This window comes from Vibrio sp. T13N (assembly GCF_032970445.1).
In the GTDB taxonomy this organism is placed as follows: Bacteria; Pseudomonadota; Gammaproteobacteria; order Enterobacterales; family Vibrionaceae; genus Vibrio; species Vibrio diabolicus.
Genome location: NZ_JAWJYE010000005.1, coordinates 213,503 through 232,337 on the forward strand (window position 1 = coordinate 213,503; position 18,835 = coordinate 232,337).

Consider the following 18,835-nt stretch of genomic DNA (forward strand, 5'->3'; position numbering starts at 1 on the left):
GGGGGGTTGGTCAAAGCCAGCCCCCCATGGTGTATTCAACAACCAATTACTACTTATCTTTCAAAGACAATATTAGTAATTTTAGTCAATTAGTCTAGAGTACGTTTAATTTCAACGATTTCGAAGACTTCGATTTGGTCACCAACGCGAACATCATTGTAGTTCTTAACGCCGATACCACATTCGTAGCCATTCTTAACTTCTTGAACGTCATCTTTGAAACGACGTAGTGACTCTAGTTCACCTTCGTAAATAACAACGTTATCACGTAATACACGGATTGGGTTGTTACGCTTGATCACACCTTCTGTAACCATACAACCAGCGATAGCGCCCAGTTTCGGTGACTTAAACACGTCACGAACTTCAGCAAGACCAATGATCTCTTGCTTGAATTCTGGAGCAAGCATACCACCCATTGCTTGTTTCACTTCGTCAATCAATTGGTAAATGATTGAGTAGTAACGTAAGTCAACAGCTGCGGCTTCAACAGCACGGCGAGCAGAAGCATCTGCACGAACGTTAAAGCCAAGGATGATAGCGTTTGAAGCTTCCGCTAGTACTACGTCAGTTTCCGTAATACCACCAACACCAGAACCAACGATGTTCACTTTAACTTCGTCAGTAGATAGCTTAACTAGTGAGTCTGCGATTGCTTCTACAGAACCTTGAACGTCTGCTTTCAGTACAACGTTAAGTTCAGCAACTTCACCAGCAGTCATGTTAGAGAACATGTTCTCTAGTTTAGATTTCTGCTGACGAGCAAGTTTCACTTCACGGAACTTACCAGCACGGTAGTTAGCTACTTCACGCGCTTTACGCTCGTCACGAACTACTGTTGCTTCATCACCTGAAGATGGTACACCTGAAAGACCTAGGATCTCTACAGGGATAGATGGGCCAGCCGAAGTAATTTCTTTACCTAGCTCATCACGCATTGCACGAACACGGCCGTATTCTTGACCACAAAGAACGATGTCGCCTTTGTTTAGTGTACCTGATTGAACAAGTACTGTTGCAACTGGACCACGACCTTTATCTAGGCGAGATTCAACAACAACACCAGATGCCATGCCTTCAGCTACAGCTGTAAGTTCAAGAACTTCAGACTGAAGAAGGATTGCTTCTAGAAGACCATCGATGTTTGTACCCTGTTTAGCAGAGATGTGAACGAACATGTTCTCACCGCCCCACTCTTCAGGAATAACGTCGTATTGAGCAAGCTCGTTCTTAACGTTATCTGGGTTCGCGTCTTCTTTATCGATCTTGTTCACAGCAACAATTAGAGGAACGCCTGCCGCTTTCGCGTGCTGAATCGCTTCTACTGTTTGTGGCATTACGCCATCGTCTGCTGCAACTACAAGAACAACGATATCTGTCGCTTGAGCACCACGAGCACGCATTGCAGTAAACGCTGCGTGTCCAGGAGTATCAAGGAACGTGATCATGCCGTTGTCTGTTTCAACGTGGTACGCACCAATGTGCTGAGTAATACCACCCGCTTCGCCAGAAGCAACGTGTGTGCGACGGATGTAGTCAAGTGTTGACGTTTTACCGTGGTCAACGTGACCCATGATAGTAACAACTGGAGCACGTGGAACTGCTTCCGCGTTAGTGTCACGGTCAGATAGTACCGCTTCTTCCAGTTCGTTCTCTTTACGAAGAACTACTTTATGGCCCATTTCTTCAGCAACAAGTTGTGCTGTTTCTTGGTCGATCACTTGGTTGATAGTCGCCATAGCGCCCATCTTCATCATTACTTTGATAACTTCTGTCGCTTTAACCGACATCTTGTTAGCAAGTTCTGATAGAACGATCGTTTCGCCAATTACAACGTCTTGCTTAGCAACCGTTGCTGACTTATCAAAGCCATGCTGCATTGAAGTCGGTTTAGCAAGTTTGCCTTTACGACCTCTACCGCCACGTTGGTTGTTACGGCCACCGCGAGCTTGGTCGTCTTTACCTGAAGCTTTTTTCTTCTTACGACGACCGCTCTCTACTTTGCGATCTGCTTCATCTTCGGCTTCACGTGCGTATTGTGAAGTCGTTACATGGTAATCTGTATCTTCCATATCACCCTTTTTCTCTTCTGCAGCAGACCAACGCTCTTTATTCTTTTCAGCCAATTCGCGAGCTTCTTCAAGCTTGCGCTGACTTTCCTCTTCAGCCTTACGCTTAGCTTCTTCTTCCTGACGACGTTTAAGCTCGTCGGCCTCTTTTCGCGCTGCTTCTTGCTTAATTTTCTCTTCAGCATCACGCTTTGCTTTTTCTTCAGCATTGCGTTGTGCATTCGTATCTACGTCTCGCTTCGCTTTTTCTTCAGCTTCACGTTTCGCTTTTTCTTCCGCTTCACGTTTTGCAGCTTCTTCAGCTTCACGTTTTGCAGCTTCTTCAGCTTCACGTTTTGCAGCTTCTTCTGCTGCACGTTTTGCTGCTTCTTCTGCTTCACGTTGTGCTGCTTCTTCAGCTTCACGTTTCGCTTCATCTTCAATTGTGCTGCGCTTCACGTATGTACGTTTTTTGCGCACCTCAACCTGAACATTCTTACTCTTGCCACCACCCGCGTTCACACTAAGTGTACTACGAGTTTTACGCTGAAGCGTAAGGCGAGTCGGCTCTGAATCACCTGATTTATCACCGTGTTCTTTCTTTAAATGAGAGAGAAGCTTCTGCTTCTCTTCATCAGTAACATTGTCAGAGCTCGCCTTTTTAATGCCAGCGTCAGCAAGTTGTTCAATCAAGCGGTCGACTGGCGTACCAATCTCATCACTCAGTGCTTTAACTGTTAATTGTGTCATGCCGCTTCCTCCTTGCCGAAAATTATGCTTCTTCGCCGAACCAACAGATGTTACGTGCGGCCATAATTAGCTCACCTGCACGTTCTTCGGTCAGGCCTTCGATACCTTCTAAATCGTCAATACCTTGGTCAGCAAGATCTTCCAGTGTCGCTACACCTTTCGCTGCCAATTTAAATGCCATCTCACGCTCAAGACCTTCAAGTGCAAGCAGATCTTCAGCCGGTTCTAGACCTTCAAAAGACTCTTCTTGTGCTAGTGCGATCGTCGTTAGTGCATCTTTTGCACGTCCACGAAGCTCTTCGATTAGTTCTTCATTCAAACCATCGATTTCTAGTAGCTCGTTAACTGGCACGTATGCGATTTCTTCTAGCGTTGAGAAACCTTCTTCAACAAGAAGTTGAGCGAAGTCTTCTTCAATATCTAGGTACTTCATGAAGTTTTCAATAGATGCTTGTGATTCTTCAGCGTGTTTCTTCTGAAGATCAGCAACTGTCATAACATTCAGTTCCCAACCTGTTAGTTGAGATGCTAGACGCACGTTTTGACCGTTACGACCGATAGCTTGCGCTAGGTTGTCAGCTTCAACTGCGATGTCCATTGAGTGTGCATCCTCATCAACGATGATAGAAGCAACATCAGCTGGCGCCATTGCGTTGATAACGAATTGAGCTGGGTTATCATCCCAAAGCACAATATCGATACGCTCACCACCAAGTTCGCCAGAAACAGCTTGTACACGTGCACCACGCATACCAACACACGCACCTACAGGGTCGATACGTTTGTCATTTGTTTTGACAGCGATCTTAGCGCGAGAACCAGGATCACGTGCTGCGCCTTTCAACTCGATAATATCTTCAGCGATTTCAGGCACTTCAACACGGAATAGTTCTGCTAGCATTTCAGGCTTAGAACGAGTGATGAACAGTTGGAAACCACGTGCTTCTGGCGCGACTTTGTAAAGAAGACCACGAACGCGGTCGCCTGGACGGAAGTTTTCACGAGGAAGTTGGTCATCACGTAGGATTACCGCTTCAGCGTTGTTACCAAGGTCAAGTACGATTGTGTCACGGTTTACTTTTTTCACAACGCCAGTGATTAGATCGCCTTCATTGTCGATGAACTGCTCAACGATTTGTGCACGTTCAGCTTCACGAACTTTTTGTACGATAACTTGCTTAGCCGTTTGAGTCGTAATACGGTCAAACGTTACTGATTCGATTTCGTCTTCTACGTAGTCGCCAAGCTCGATTGAGTCATCTTCGTACTGTGCTGCTTCTAGTGAGATCTCTTTTGTAGGGTTCTCAACATCATCAACAACTAACCAACGACGGTAAGTCACAAACTCACCAGTTTTACGGTCAATGGCAACACGTACGTCGATTTCGATTTCGTATTTTTTCTTTGTAGAAGTTGCTAGAGCAATCTCAAGAGCCTCAAAGATACGCTCACGAGGTACCGCTTTTTCGTTCGATACCGCTTCTGCTACCGCTAAAATTTCTTTACTCATTGTATTTAGCCTCTAAGCTTAAACTTTTTTAGGGAACTAAAATTTAGGGATCAGGTTAGCTTTGGAAATGTTACTTAGAGCAAACTCTTCTTGCTGACCGTCTACAGTAATTGTCACTGTTTCGCCATCAACGCCGTGGATAATACCTTTCCACTTACGACGGTTTGCTACAGCCATTTTCAATACGATGCTGACCTCGTGACCAATAAATTGCTCGTAATGTGCTGCTTTAAAAAGTGGTCTTTCTAAACCTGGAGAAGACACTTCTAGGCTGTAAGCAACAGAAATTGGATCTTCAACGTCTAAAACCGCACTAACTTGGTGGCTAACTTCTGCACAGTCGTCCACGTTAATACCATTTTCATGGTCAATGTAGATGCGTAACGTTGAGTGCGCGCCTGCACGAATGAATTCTAATCCAACCAACTCATAGCCTGATGCCTCTACTGGTGCTTCAAGCATTTCAGTAAGTTGTCTTTCTAAACCAGTCATTTAACCACTCCAGAAACAAAAAAAGGGCTCAGAGCCCAATCAAAAAACCAAGCAGTCTCTGAGCTATTTCAAAAAGCTCAGATAACAAAAAACCCCGATAGTCGGGGTTTTATGCTGCTGGACCCTGATACGTTAAGAATAGCCAACAAATGCTTCTCTTAACTCGTAGTGTGGTTAGCACTACGCAAACTTGCCAATCTACGATTTCTTCTTAAAGAAAGAGATTGGTTGCGGGGGCCGGATTTGAACCGACGACCTTCGGGTTATGAGCCCGACGAGCTACCAAGCTGCTCCACCCCGCGTCCGACTTGCTGAGCATTATACTCGCAAACAAGTGATTTACAAGTTTGTAAATACATGGTGCCGAGAGAGGGACTCGAACCCTCACACCTAAGGCACTAGCACCTCATGCTAGCGTGTCTACCAATTTCACCATCTCGGCATCAAAACCTTACAGCTTATTGAGGAATTTCATCACCCGCAGGGGCTGGAACTTCACTCGCTGCATCCTTAACTTGTTCAACAACTGGTTGACCTAATGTTGGGTCTACCCATTGTGATTCAGTCTGGTGCGTAGACATACGACCAAGCAACAAGCTAACGATAAAGAATACGGTTGCTAAAATAGCAGTTGTTCGGGTTAAGAAATTACCTGAGCCGCCAGCACCAAACACTGTGTTTGAAGCACCAGCACCGAACGAGGCTCCCATATCTGCGCCTTTACCTTGTTGAATCAACACAAGGCCAATCACACCAAGCGCTGCCAACAGGTAAATCACAAGTAGAACTGAAAACATTTTTTCCACCTATGTTCCAAATTGTTGAGCCAGCGCCGTTCAAGAGAATAAATCATAATTGAACAAGGCTAGCGACCTCCTAACGGGAGGCGGAGCAATACTAGCGAAAGCCGGTAACGCTGACAAGGGAAAATTAGTAAAAAATCAATGCCAATGCGCTAAGCGCTCAAAAAAAGGGCAAAAGATGCCCTTTTCATTCACCGCACACTTTAACGCAATGATTAACAACTTGCTTTTACAGCTTCGGCAATTTTCAGTGCAGAGCTTTGAACTAGCTCGCCATCCTCACCTTCCACCATAACGCGAATCAAAGGCTCTGTGCCAGATTTACGCAGCAATACACGTCCTTTATCACCCAGCGTCGCTTCTACTTCGGCAACGGCGTTTAGTACTGCTTGAGCTTCAAGAGGATTACTTTCCCCTGCAAAGCGGACATTTTCTAGAACCTGAGGATACAAAGTCATGCCTTGCGATAGCTCATGCAAAGACATATCACTGCCAACTACAGAAGCAAGCACTTGCAGTGCTGCAACAATCGCATCGCCCGTGGTGACTTTATCTAATAAGATCACATGGCCTGAGTTTTCAGCACCAATTTTCCAGCCTTTTTCTAGCAGCTGTTCCATGACATAACGGTCACCAACAGCGGCACGTACGAATGGAATGCCTAGCTGCTTTAAACCATTTTCCATGCCCAAGTTAGTCATCAACGTACCAACTACCCCCCCCTTTAACTCACCACGACGAAGAGCATCACGAGCAATAATGTAAGCAATTTGGTCGCCATCGACTTTGTTGCCAAGGTGGTCAACCATAATGATACGGTCACCATCACCATCAAATGCGAGGCCAAGGTGCGCTTGCTCTTCAACGACACGCTTTTGAAGCGCACGAACATCTGTTGCACCCACTTCTTCATTGATGTTGATGCCGTTAGGCTCTACGCCCATTGCAATAACTTCTGCGCCAAGCTCTTTGAAGACATTTGGAGCAATGTGGTACGTTGCACCGTGCGCACAATCTACCACGATTTTAAAGTTTGCAAGACTCAATTCAGATGGGAAAGTACTCTTACAGAATTCGATGTAACGGCCAGCAGCGTCATTTAGACGAGTGGCTTTACCAAGTTCTGCAGACTCAACACATTCAATGTCTTTATCCAGTTCAGCTTCAATCGCCAACTCTATATCGTCAGGTAGCTTAGTACCTTCAGAAGAAAAGAATTTAATGCCGTTGTCGTAATATGGGTTATGCGATGCAGAAATCACAATCCCCGCCTCTGCGCGGAAAGTTTGAGTTAAATATGCCACTGCTGGAGTTGGCATTGGACCAGTAAATGTTGCTTTAAGTCCCGCTGCCGCAAGGCCTGCTTCTAATGCAGATTCAAGCATATAACCGGAGATACGCGTATCTTTACCTATAATAACTTTCTTTGTGCCTTGTTTTGCTAGTACACGACCAGCAGCCCAGCCAAGCTTAAGTACGAAGTCCGGAGTGATTGGGTATTGTCCTACTTTACCGCGCACACCGTCAGTACCAAAGTAACGTCTTTTATTCGACATAAACTTTCCTTTATTATTTTTAAATATTGTTTTTCGTCATCTCAACAACTTTCATTGCTTCGATTGTCTCTTCAAAGTCATGCACACGAATGATCTGCGCGCCTTTCATTGCTGCAATCGTAGCGCAAACGACACTCGCATTTGTACATTCAGCCGCTGGCTTATCCAACAATTTAAAAATCATTGATTTACGAGACATGCCAGCCAAAATTGGCAGGCCGAATTCATGAAACTTTTCAAGATGAGCGAGCATATGATAATTGTGTTCTATCGTTTTGCCAAAGCCAAACCCAGGATCGAGAATCAGTTGAGATTTATCAATCCCTGCTGCTTCACATGCCGCGATACGTTCTTCTAGAAAGGCAGATACGTCGCTCATCACATCATCATAATGAGGTGCAACTTGCATGGTTCTAGGTTGACCTTTCATATGCATCAGACAAATTGGAAGCTTTGCTTCTGCTGCGATTTCGAGAGCACCAGGTTCTTGCAAAGATCGAATGTCATTGATCAAATCTGCACCAGCATCAATAGCTTGGCGCATAACTTCCGCTTTACTGGTATCGACCGAAATCCACACATCGTACTTTTCACGAATGGCCTTGATTACTGGGACAACACGTCGAAGTTCTTCTTCTAAAGACACATCTGGCGCGCCAGGCCTTGTCGACTCCCCACCGACATCAACAATGCTTACACCAGCCTTTATCATTTTATCAACTTGAGCAAGGGCGAGTTCAATCGAGTTGTATTTACCACCATCCGAAAAGGAATCCGGAGTCACATTTAGAATGGCCATAACATGTGGACGGGAAAGATCTAAAGATTTGTTATTTGCTGTAATCATCATCATAAACACAAAAACCCCGAGATAACTCGGGGTTTATTATTATCAACACTCTTTATTCAGAGTCTTTCTTTTCGGGCGCTTCGCTAGAAGTCGCTTCTGAAGAGCTAGACTTTTCTGCATCTTTCGCAGCGTCCGTTGCTTCTTCTTTAACTTCTGGCTTTGCTTGAGGCTTCTCGCTGTCTTCAGACTTGCCAGTTGAGTTATCACTCCAACCCGCAGGCTCACGAATTTCAGCTTTGCGCTCCATTAAATCATCAATTTGACGAGCATCAATGGTTTCATACTTCATCAGCGCATCTTTCATCGCATGCATGATATCCATGTTTTCTTGAAGAATCTTCTTCGCACGGTCATAGTTGCGGTCAATGATCTGACGAACTTCATCATCAATCAGCTTCGCCGTATCGTCAGATACATGCTTAGTCTGAGTCACGCTACGACCAAGGAACACCTCACCTTCATCTTCTGCATACAGTAGAGGACCAAGCTTTTCAGAGAAACCCCATTGAGTCACCATCTTACGAGCAATATCAGTTGCACGTTCAATATCGTTTGACGCGCCTGTTGAGACTTTATCAGCACCGTAGATGAGTTCTTCCGCTAGACGACCACCATACAAGCTAGAGATCATAGACTCTAGGTGCTGGCGAGACATGCTGACACGGTCTTGCTCTGGTAGGTACATAGTAACACCCAACGCGCGGCCGCGTGGAATGATCGACACCTTGTACACTGGATCGTGCTCAGGTACTAAACGACCAACAATTGCGTGACCCGCTTCGTGATAAGCCGTTGACTCTTTTGTCTCTTCAGACATCACCATTGAACGGCGCTCGGCACCCATCATGATTTTGTCTTTCGCTAATTCGAATTCAACCATAGAAACGTTACGCTTGTTACCACGCGCAGCAAATAGCGCCGCTTCGTTGACTAGGTTTGCTAAATCAGCACCAGAAAAGCCTGGTGTACCACGAGCGATTAGAGAAGGCTCTACGTCACCTGCTAGAGGGACTTTACGCATGTGTACTTTTAGAATCTGCTCACGACCACGTACATCTGGCAATCCAACCACTACTTGGCGGTCAAAACGACCAGGACGTAGCAACGCTGGGTCAAGAACGTCTGGACGGTTAGTTGCAGCGATTACGATGATACCTTCGTTACCTTCGAAACCATCCATCTCTACTAGCATTTGGTTTAGTGTTTGCTCACGTTCATCGTGACCACCACCAACACCAGCACCACGCTGACGACCTACCGCATCGATTTCATCGATGAAGATAATACAAGGCGCTGCTTTCTTAGCTTGTTCGAACATGTCACGTACACGAGATGCACCGACACCCACAAACATTTCTACAAAATCTGAACCCGAGATGGTAAAAAACGGTACTTTTGCTTCACCAGCAATGGCTTTCGCTAGAAGCGTTTTACCAGTACCAGGAGGACCAACCATTAACACACCAGTAGGAATCTTACCGCCCAGTTTTTGGAAGCGGCTTGGATCACGCAAGTAGTCCACCAGCTCTTTCACGTCTTCTTTTGCTTCGTCACAACCAGCAACGTCAGCAAAAGTTGTCTTGATTTGTTCTTCGCTCATCATTCGAGCTTTGCTCTTACCAAAAGACATAGCGCCTTTACCGCCGCCGCCTTGCATTTGACGCATGAAGAAAATCCATACACCAATCAGTAAGATCATTGGGAACCAAGAAATGAAAATAGTACCAAGCAAGCTTTGCTCTTCTGGAGGCGTGCCCTGTACTTTCACGTTTTGGTTAATTAGGTCATCTAGAAGCTTTTGGTCATACACTGGCATGTAAGTGACCATTTTGGCACCGCCGCCACGACGAACAAAGCTAATTTCACCGTCTTTAAAAGTTGCTTCTTGAATCTGGCCTTGGCCAACTTCCTGTACAAACGTGGTGTAATCCACGGTTCTGCCATTGCTTTCTCCAGGGCCAAAGCTCTGGAATACCGACATCAATACGACGGCGATAACAAGCCACAGAATTAAATTTTTTGCCATGTCACTCAAGGTGTAAGCCTCTCGATAACTAATTGTAATTAAAGGTAGGGTACTACAGTTCATTCACTGTAGCTATAGTGTTAACACGCTCTCAAGAGAGCAAAATGGTTAACCTTTGTAACCAGTGGCTACAACAAAGACTTCTCGAGAGCGAGCTCGCGATGAGTCTGGTTTTCTAATTTTTACGGCTTTAAACATGTCTCGGACTTCTTTCACATACTGATCGAAGCCTTCCCCCTGGAAAACCTTTACGACAAAGCTACCATTAGGCGCTAGAACTTGTCGACACATATCTAAAGCCAATTCAACTAAATACATAGCACGAGGTTGGTCAACAGAGTTATTTCCCGCAATATTAGGTGCCATGTCAGACATTACTACGTCTACCATTGAAGGTTGGATTCTTTCTAGCAAAGCTTCCAATACAGCATCATCGCGAAAGTCGCCTTGTAAAAAGCTGACACCCGCAATCGGGTCCATAGGAAGCAAATCACACGCAATGATCTGACCACTGTCTCCTACTATCTTAGCAGCATATTGAGACCACCCGCCCGGTGCCGCACCCAAATCGACGACTGTCATCCCAGGCTTTAACAATTTATCTTTCGTTTGAATCTCATCGATCTTGAAATAAGCACGTGAGCGATAGCCTTTTTTACGAGCCTCATTCGCGTATTTATCATCAAAGTGTTCTTTCAACCAACGACCAGAACTAGCCGAATGTTTTTGTTTACTCATTTTAATCCCAACAAGGCGCAAATTGGAGCTATTGTTTTAATAGGCGCTACCTATTACTCAATAAATTATAGTCTTCAGCAATAGATGGCGTTAAAATAGCTTTTTTCAACCCTTATTTTAAAGAAAATTGGCCGCGTAATGAACCTAAGCACCAAACAAAAGCAGCACCTTAAAGGCCTAGCTCACAGTTTAAAACCTGTCGTGCTAATGGGCGCAAATGGACTTACAGAAGCCGTGCTAGCAGAAATTGAAATCGCTCTTAACCATCACGAACTGATCAAAGTAAAAGTTGCTTCAGAAGATCGTGAAACAAAACAGCTAATCATCGACGCTATCGTACGTGAGACGGGCGCAGAAAAAGTTCAGACTATTGGTAAAGTGCTTGTGCTATACCGCCAGTCTGAAGAGCGTAAAATCGAAATCCCTCGTAAGTAATTCTACTTACGTTGCTGAAGAAAAAAAGGTCGCCATTGGCGACCTTTTTGCGTTTTATTGGAGTAACAAGACTACTCTCAACAACTTAGATGTATTCTACTCGGTCGATTTCGAAGTCTTTCGCGCCACCCGGAGTTTGAATAGCAACCTCATCGCCTTCCATCTTACCGATCAAGCCACGAGCAATTGGTGAGCTTACTGAAATACGGCCAGCTTTAATGTCTGCTTCGTCATCACCAACAATTTGGTATGTTTTTTCTTCTTCGGTGTCGATGTCAATCAAGGTTACGGTTGAACCAAAAATAACTTTACCCGTGTTCTCCATCTTCGTTACATCAATTACTTGAGCAACTGACAGTTTGTATTCAATGTCACGGATTTGTGCTTCACAGATACCCTGCTCTTCTCGAGCGGCGTGATATTCTGCGTTCTCTTTTAAATCACCTAACTCACGAGCTTCAGCGATTGCCTCTGAAATTTGAGGACGTAGTTTAAGTAGACGATCGAGTTCTGCACGTAGCTTTTGCTCGCCACGTAGTGTCATTGGAACTTTTTCCATTTTATAACCTCAAGCCCAAATGGGTCTTTGGACAAAAAAAAGCCCACCCTGCCATAGGGCTGGGTAGTGCGCTTAAAGATGTATTTCATTTAGTGTAAACAAACTCCCGGACGAAATCATCTTAATTCGAAACGCTGTAAGACTATGCCCTTTCGGCATAATGATATAAGTCACTTTTAGAACGATTGTAGAGTGCATCACTGTCGCAATTTGTTGAAAAACAACACTGTTCATTACACCAAAAACATCAAAAAAGATAAAAACTAATCAATGTCAGACGAATGTTATAGCCACAAAATCCCATTTAAAACAAAAAGTTAAATCAAAAACCAGACCAATCGAACAGTGTTCATCGATGCGATTTATATCATTTTACTAACTCATACGGAAACTTTAGCAGTAAAACATGTCCAGCGAGTTGTTAGATCAAAGGCTTACAAGGGCGAATTATACCGCTCATTGGCCGATTATAGACCAACAACTTGTGAGAGATTACCTCTCCCCCATACAACAATGATTATGGACAGCTAACTAGGACAAATAAGATGAAAAAGACTCTAATTGCTCTTTCTGTATCTGCAGCAGCTATGGCAACTGGCGTAAACGCAGCTGAACTTTACAACCAAGACGGCACTTCTCTAGAAATGGGCGGCCGTGCTGAAGCACGTCTATCTATGAAAGATGGCGACGCTCAAGACAAATCTCGCATCCGTCTAAACTTCCTTGGTAAACAAGAGATCAATGACAACCTATACGGTGTTGGTTTCTGGGAAGGTGAATTTGAGACTGCTCAAAACGGTACTGTAGACGGCGACGACAAGAGCGATCTAGAAACTCGTCTTGCTTACGCTGGTCTTGGCGGTGCTTACGGTGAGTTCGCATACGGTAAAACTGAAGGTGCACTAGGCGTTATCACTGACTTCACAGATATCATGGCTTACCACGGTAACTCTGCAGCAGACAAACTAGCTGTAGCAGACCGTACAGACAACATGATGGCTTACAAAGGTCAATTCGAAAACCTAAGTGTTAAAGCAAGCTACCGCTTCGCTGATCGTATGGAAAACAAAAACACTGGTGAGTACTACGACAACAAACAAGACGGTTACTCTCTATCTGCAATCTACGCTCTAGCTGACACTGGTCTTGAGCTAGGTGCTGGTTACGCAGATCAAGACGAAGCTAACGAGTACATGCTAGCTGCATCTTACACAATGTCTGATCTTTACTTCGCTGGTGTATTCACTGACGGCGAGAAAATGGAAGACTCAAACAACCGTAACACAGTTGATTACACTGGTTACGAGCTAGCGGGTGCTTACACTCTAGGCCAAACGGTATTTACAACAACGTACAACAATGCAGAAACTAACAACGAAACTTCTGCAAACAACTTCGCTGTTGATGCTTCTTACTACTTCAAGCCTAACTTCCGTGGTTACATTTCTTACAACTTCAACCTGATTGACGCAGGTGACAAGTTTGGTTCAACTGACACGAACAAAACAGTTGCAACTAAGATCGATGCTGAAGACGAGCTAGCTCTAGGTCTACGTTACGACTTCTAATTCCGGTCTTTGACTAGAATATCGAATGCCCGCTACAAGCGGGCATTTTTTATACTCCATTTTAAGCCGCGCGCCTTTCTCTCATGTCTCATTCCTGATGACATATAAAGCATTTCTTTAGTTACCTAGCATATTGAAAGGACTTGCGTATACTCAATCACATAACTCACCTTAGAAAGTATCATTATGCGTTTACGTTGGCCCTTGCTCATATTCTCTTCATTACTTTCTGCTTTTTCACAAGCGTACCCTCATCAAGAAGTGTTGCCGGAAGGCTCTCGCATCAGTTTAGTCGCGGAAAAACTCAGTGAGAATGCTGAACTTGACGGTGTTCATCCTACCGAACAACTGTTCCCACCAGCCAGTACATTAAAAATCGTCACAGCATTAGCGGCAAAGTTAGAGCTGGGTGATAACTTCCGCTTTCGAACCAAGCTAGAAGCTTCGAGCTCAGACGCAGTGATTTACTTTGTCGGCGATCCAACGCTCCAAACCAACGATTTAAAATCACTTCTTACCCTAGCCAAGAAAAATGGCTTAAAACGTATTGACGGTGACTTATGGCTCGATAACAGCGCATTCACTGGTTACAACCGTGCAGTGGGCTGGCCGTGGGATATCTTGGGAGTTTGCTACAGCGCTCCGGCATCGACCATCACACTCAATAACAACTGCGTGCAGGCTTCTATCTATACGCAAAAAGACGGTGGGACTCGAGTCTACGTACCTGAGCATCAACCTATTCGTGTAACAAGTACTGTCGAGACCGTTTCTAAAACGATTAAGAAAAGTCGTCATTGCGATTTAGGCTTAGTCGCAAACCCTGATAACAACTACAAACTAACTGGATGCTTAGTTGAGAGGGAGAAACCATTGCCACTTAAATTTGCCGTTCAAGATCCCGAACTTTATACCAGCCATAGATTGGCAGCTTTGCTTAAGCAGCTCAATATTGAGTTATCAGGAAAGATTAGGATCGGTTCGGCTCCGGAAAAACAGCGCAAGCTAATCGCCATGCATCAATCAGAGGCATTACCAGACATTCTGGAAGAGATGCTTAAAAACTCTGATAACTTGATTGCAGATACATTAACCAAAACACTTGGCGCTAAGTTTTTTGTTCAGTCAGGTAGCTTTGCCAACGGTACAGAGGCGATCAAGCAGATCATTTTCGCCAACACTGGTATTGATATTCGTAATGCGCGCCTGGAAGACGGCTCAGGACTTTCGCGAAACAACCGTATTTCCGCCACCAAAATGGCGGAAATTCTTCGTTATATTTGGAAGCACGAAGACGAGCTTAAACTGATCGCCATCATGCCGAAGTCAGGTGAGTCAGGCACACTAAAGTACCGACAAAGTATGCGAAAGTTGCCAATTAAAGGACAATTGATCGCCAAAAGCGGCTCCCTCTACGGAACTTACAACATGGCCGGATATGGCTTGGATAAAAATGGTCAACCTAATACCGTTTTTGTTCAGTTTGTTTCAGACTACTTCCCAGAAAAAAGGGACGATAACAAACCTGTCATCGCCCCTATTACACATTTTGAGCAGCTTTTTTACAATGATATTGTGAACTTTAGTCAGGCAATACCTAAGAAATAGTTCACCACGTTAAAGTAAATCCACATTCCTGAAATATCGACGATAGACGCAAGAACTGGACTCACCAATACGGCTGGGTCCAACTTGCAAGCTCGTGCAATAATTGGCAACAGCCCGCCCAATGTTGTAGAAATGGTGACTTGAATGAACAGCGCAACTGCTATTGCCAGTGCGATATCGGTAAGTTCAAAGCCCCCTGTTGATTGACCGACACTAAATAACATAATGCGTCCAATCATCACGATAGCGATAGCTAACGCAATAAATAGAGCAACGCGGCTCTCTTTCCACAAAACTTCTAACCATTGGCGTTTTTTTAGCTCTCCAGTTGCAAGAGCACGAATCACCAAAGTTGCAGCTTGTGTTCCTGTATTACCACCAGCCGCAGCGATCACAGGCATGTACACCGCAAGCAAAACGAGCTGGCTAAGGGTGTCCTCATACTGAGCAATGATCAAACCCGACACAATCCCTAAAAGGGCCAGTGCAATGATCCACCCAATACGCTGCTTCACGTGCCCCAAAACACTAGTCGATAAATAACCATCAGGTGTATCAACTTCAGACATATGCAAACCCAATTGGTGAGCATAATGACGTGCGCGTTTGTCATGGCCTGCTTGCTCAAGTTGAGCAATAAGACTATTCACATAACCGACAGAGCAATGCTGCAAAATACCTACCGCCTCATCAATCGGCATGATCGTAAGCAAATGGATTTGTTGCTCTTGCTCATACTGCAAAAATGCATTGCGAGCTGCACCAATTTCTACTTCAGAAAAGTTTGGTGTTGTTTCAATAAAAGTGTTGTTCATTACCGTCATGGCGAATCTCCCGATTGGCATTGGTAACGACCATCGACAAGGCACGCAAAGTCAATCTTGCATACTTAAAGTCACACAACAATTAAGATGCACAGAGAAAACCAATGCGGATGCACTGTCTATTCAGAATGTATGAAGGAAATAACGAGAAGAAAATTAGAAAAGATGCCTCACCACTTAGGTAAGGCGGAGATCGCCAATACCGAAGCGGGTTATTTCGCTCCCTTGCTCTTACTCACCCAACGACTGGGAGGATGGTCGGTATTGTTCATGTAAATCTCCGATAACGCTGCCATTATTGGCAGCGTGAGTATAGTAGCAAAGTTCAACATGTTTGGAAGTTTTACTTTGTCTTTTTCGCTAAATTTTTATACAAAAAAAGCGCCCATCAGGCGCTTTCATTTGCAGCGATTATTGATTACTGAATAGTAATACGTGCAAATTTACGTTTGCCTACTTGGAACACGTAAGTACCCGCTTCTGGAGCAAATTTGCTGTCCGCAATTTTTTCACCATCCATCTTCACAGCGCCCTGCTTAACCATACGCATCGCATCTGACGATGATGGGCATAAGCCCGCTTCTTTCAACAGATTGCTCACTGGGCGACCTGCATCAAAATCAAATTCTGGCATTTCATCAGGAATTTGGTTCTTCGCAAAACGGTTTACGAACTCTTGCTCTGCCGCATCTGCATCAGCTTCGCTGTGGAAACGAGCAATAATTTCTTTTGCTAGCAATACTTTGATGTCACGAGGGTTTTTGCCCGCTTCTACATCAGCTTTGAATTGAGCAATCTCTTCCAGAGGACGGAAAGATAGCAGCTCGTAGTAGCTCCACATTAGGTCATCAGAAATAGACATGATTTTACCAAACATTTCGCTTGGCGCTTCGCTGATACCGATGTAGTTGTTTGCTGACTTAGACATCTTCTTCTCGCCATCAAGGCCCACTAGAAGAGGCATCATCAGAACAACCTGTGGTTTTTGACCGTGAGACTTTTGCAGTTCACGACCCATTAGCAGGTTGAACTTCTGGTCAGTACCACCAAGCTCAACGTCAGTTTCCATTGCTACTGAGTCCCAACCTTGTAGAAGTGGGTACATGAATTCATGAATAGCAATTGGCTGACCACCCGCGTAACGCTTTTTAAAGTCATCACGTTCTAGCATACGAGCAACAGTTTGGTTTGCAGCAAGACGAATCATACCTTCTGCACCAAGCTCAGATAACCACTCAGAGTTGAACTGAATCTTAGTTTTTGCAGGGTCTAGAATTTTGAATACCTGCTCTTTGTAAGTTTCTGCATTACGCAATACGTCTTCGCGGCTTAGCGGTGGACGTGTTGTGTTTTTACCTGTTGGGTCACCAACCATTGCAGTGAAGTCACCAATTAGGAACGTCACCTCATGACCTAGCTCTTGGAACAAGCGAAGCTTATTGAAAATAACCGTATGACCTAGGTGAATATCTGGAGCCGTAGGATCCGCACCCAATTTAATACGTAGAGGACGGTCTTCTTTTAGTTTTGCGATAAGCTCTTCTTCTGGAATCAGCTCTTCAACACCGCGCTTAATCTCGGCTAGTGCAGCTTCAATGCTCGCCATTCTTGTTCACTCCCACAGATTTGGCAAAAATATAATAGCTGAACATATTACTTGAATAGCGATGCATTTTGAAACACGTTAGACTAGGTAGTTGTCAATTTTTCCGTTTAATTTAGCAATCAAGTACCTCATGCATTCGATTTTTGTCCGACTTCCACTCTTGCACAAAGTATTGATCGGTTTTTTTAGTGCGCTGATTATCTTCGCGCTCTTCTTTTTACCTGATCCGCAAGACCTAGACCCGCAGCAGAGCCGATTAAAAGTTGGTCAACATTATCCTGTGCCAGTTTCCCTAGAACTCAGTGCACTAAACAGTTCGTCTCCAGCGTCCGCCGCTGTACTGCGTTGGGAAACGTACAAAGTGAAAAATGGTGAGAGTGCCGCCATCTTGTTTAGTCGCGTGGGGCTTTCTGCCCGTCTATTGCATGAGCTTGTCTCATCAGACAAAGAAGTGGAAAAGCAATTAACCCGACTTCGACCTGGCGATCGATTGCAATTCGGTTTTGATGAAAACAACGACTTAGTACAGTTAAGAAGAACATTAAGCGCATTCGAAACTTTTCGTATCACGTTAAAAGACGGCAAATACGTCTCAGAAGTCGATAAAAAAGAAGTCGACTTCCAGTACAACTACGCTGAAGCCACCATCAAATCAAACTTTTGGAATGCGGGAATATCTTCTGGATTAAATGGTAACCAAATCATGGAACTGGCTGGCATATTTGGTTGGGACATCGACTTTGCTTTAGATATTCGTAAAAACGACAGCTTCCGAGTGCTTTACCAAGAGGAAGTGGTAGAAGGTGAAGTAATCGGTCGTGGAAAAATCATTGCTGCGATCTTTAAAAACCAAGGCGATACCTTCACCGCAATACTGGATCAGAAAAGTGGCAAGTATTACGACGAAAATGGACGAGCAATGAAAAAAGCATTCTTACGCGCGCCGTTGGATTTCCGTCGAGTTTCGTCTAATTTCAACCCACGCCGCTTACATCCAGTGACGGGACGCGTTCGTCCTCATAGAGGCACGGACTATGCAGCACCAGTGGGCACCCCGATTTGGGCGGCTGGTGATGGTGTCGTTCAAAAATCGTCTTACAACAAATTTAATGGTAACTACGTTTTCATTAAACATAGTAATACTTACATTACCAAGTACCTGCACTTAACCAAACGTACTGTACGAGCAGGTCAACGCGTTAAGCAAGGCCAAACCATTGGTACGCTTGGCGGAACTGGCCGTGTAACTGGCCCTCACCTGCACTATGAGTTCCTTGTGAATGGTGTCCATAAAAACCCGCGCACGGTGAATTTGCCACAATCTAAATCCCTGACAGGCAAAGCGAGACAAACTTTCATGGCAAACGCGAAAATTAGCATGGACAAGCTTGAACGCTACAGCAAACTGCTAGCAATGAAGTAAGCCAGGTATTGAAAAGGGCAGCGAAGCTGCCTTTTTGTT

15 protein-coding genes and 2 tRNA genes are annotated in these 18,835 nt (G+C 44.6%); 4 read left to right on the forward strand and 13 right to left on the reverse strand.

The features are described 5' to 3' along the window. Positions 1-89: 89 nt before the first annotated feature. The 10 genes from infB to rlmE form a co-directional block, all read right to left on the reverse strand. Entirely contained in the window at positions 90-2,798 is a 2,709-nt protein-coding gene (gene infB / locus R2S67_RS10450) for a translation initiation factor IF-2 (RefSeq protein WP_012841448.1), read from the reverse strand. A gap of 22 nt (positions 2,799-2,820) precedes the next feature. Then, positions 2,821-4,308, reverse strand: a complete 1,488-nt coding sequence (gene nusA, locus R2S67_RS10455) for a transcription termination factor NusA (RefSeq protein ID WP_005380084.1) — start codon at positions 4,306-4,308, stop codon at positions 2,821-2,823. Positions 4,309-4,344: 36 nt separating this feature from the next. Further along, positions 4,345-4,800: a ribosome maturation factor RimP gene (gene rimP / locus R2S67_RS10460; RefSeq protein WP_005394659.1), complete on the reverse strand. Its 456-nt coding sequence runs from the start codon at positions 4,798-4,800 to the stop codon at positions 4,345-4,347. A 225-nt stretch (positions 4,801-5,025) separates the two neighbouring features. Further along, positions 5,026-5,102, reverse strand: a tRNA-Met gene (locus R2S67_RS10465). A gap of 56 nt (positions 5,103-5,158) precedes the next feature. Then, positions 5,159-5,242, reverse strand: a tRNA-Leu gene (locus R2S67_RS10470). A gap of 16 nt (positions 5,243-5,258) precedes the next feature. After that, the gene (gene secG, locus R2S67_RS10475; RefSeq protein ID WP_005380080.1) at positions 5,259-5,597 is read right to left on the reverse strand and encodes a preprotein translocase subunit SecG; all 339 of its coding nucleotides are present in this window, start codon (positions 5,595-5,597) and stop codon (positions 5,259-5,261) included. A 221-nt stretch (positions 5,598-5,818) separates the two neighbouring features. Beyond that, on the reverse strand, positions 5,819-7,159 hold the full coding sequence (glmM, locus tag R2S67_RS10480; RefSeq protein WP_005394663.1) for a phosphoglucosamine mutase: 1,341 nt from the start codon (positions 7,157-7,159) through the stop codon (positions 5,819-5,821). Positions 7,160-7,178: 19 nt separating this feature from the next. After that, a complete protein-coding gene (gene folP, locus R2S67_RS10485; RefSeq protein WP_317344171.1) occupies positions 7,179-8,009 on the reverse strand; it encodes a dihydropteroate synthase in 831 nt (276 codons plus the stop codon). 52 nt (positions 8,010-8,061) lie between these two features. Beyond that, positions 8,062-10,035, reverse strand: a complete 1,974-nt coding sequence (gene ftsH, locus R2S67_RS10490; protein ID WP_053809231.1) for an ATP-dependent zinc metalloprotease FtsH — start codon at positions 10,033-10,035, stop codon at positions 8,062-8,064. Positions 10,036-10,143: 108 nt separating this feature from the next. Beyond that, positions 10,144-10,773 (reverse strand): 23S rRNA (uridine(2552)-2'-O)-methyltransferase RlmE, encoded by a 630-nt coding sequence (gene rlmE, locus R2S67_RS10495; RefSeq protein ID WP_005388985.1) that lies wholly within the window; start codon positions 10,771-10,773, stop codon positions 10,144-10,146. Between the two features lie 138 nt (positions 10,774-10,911). On the opposite strand from rlmE, the gene yhbY reads away from it, so the two are divergent. Continuing rightward, a complete protein-coding gene (gene yhbY / locus R2S67_RS10500; RefSeq protein WP_005380066.1) occupies positions 10,912-11,208 on the forward strand; it encodes a ribosome assembly RNA-binding protein YhbY in 297 nt (98 codons plus the stop codon). A gap of 85 nt (positions 11,209-11,293) precedes the next feature. On the opposite strand, the gene greA is transcribed toward yhbY, so the two are convergent. Further along, positions 11,294-11,767: a transcription elongation factor GreA gene (gene greA / locus R2S67_RS10505; protein WP_005380065.1), complete on the reverse strand. Its 474-nt coding sequence runs from the start codon at positions 11,765-11,767 to the stop codon at positions 11,294-11,296. 545 nt (positions 11,768-12,312) lie between these two features. Here greA and R2S67_RS10510 point away from each other — a divergent pair. Together R2S67_RS10510 and dacB are read left to right on the forward strand one after the other, a co-directional pair. Next, positions 12,313-13,335 carry a porin gene (locus tag R2S67_RS10510; protein ID WP_046875051.1) on the forward strand — a complete coding sequence of 341 codons (1,023 nt, stop codon included), beginning with the start codon at positions 12,313-12,315 and terminating at the stop codon, positions 13,333-13,335. Positions 13,336-13,521: 186 nt separating this feature from the next. Beyond that, positions 13,522-14,943 (forward strand): serine-type D-Ala-D-Ala carboxypeptidase, encoded by a 1,422-nt coding sequence (gene dacB / locus R2S67_RS10515; protein ID WP_164666319.1) that lies wholly within the window; start codon positions 13,522-13,524, stop codon positions 14,941-14,943. Here dacB and R2S67_RS10520 read toward each other — a convergent pair. Together R2S67_RS10520 and tyrS are read right to left on the reverse strand one after the other, a co-directional pair. Beyond that, complete coding sequence (locus tag R2S67_RS10520; RefSeq protein WP_164666320.1) at positions 14,922-15,767, reverse strand: magnesium transporter; 846 nt, start codon at positions 15,765-15,767, stop codon at positions 14,922-14,924. The two genes, dacB and R2S67_RS10520, sit on opposite strands and share 22 nt — an antisense overlap. Positions 15,768-16,185: 418 nt before the next feature. Then, positions 16,186-17,373, reverse strand: coding sequence for a tyrosine--tRNA ligase (gene tyrS / locus R2S67_RS10525; protein ID WP_012841441.1), 1,188 nt, complete (start codon positions 17,371-17,373; stop codon positions 16,186-16,188). Positions 17,374-17,503: 130 nt separating this feature from the next. On the opposite strand from tyrS, the gene R2S67_RS10530 reads away from it, so the two are divergent. Beyond that, positions 17,504-18,796 (forward strand): peptidoglycan DD-metalloendopeptidase family protein, encoded by a 1,293-nt coding sequence (locus tag R2S67_RS10530; protein ID WP_150919375.1) that lies wholly within the window; start codon positions 17,504-17,506, stop codon positions 18,794-18,796. The last annotated feature ends 39 nt before the right edge of the window (positions 18,797-18,835 follow it).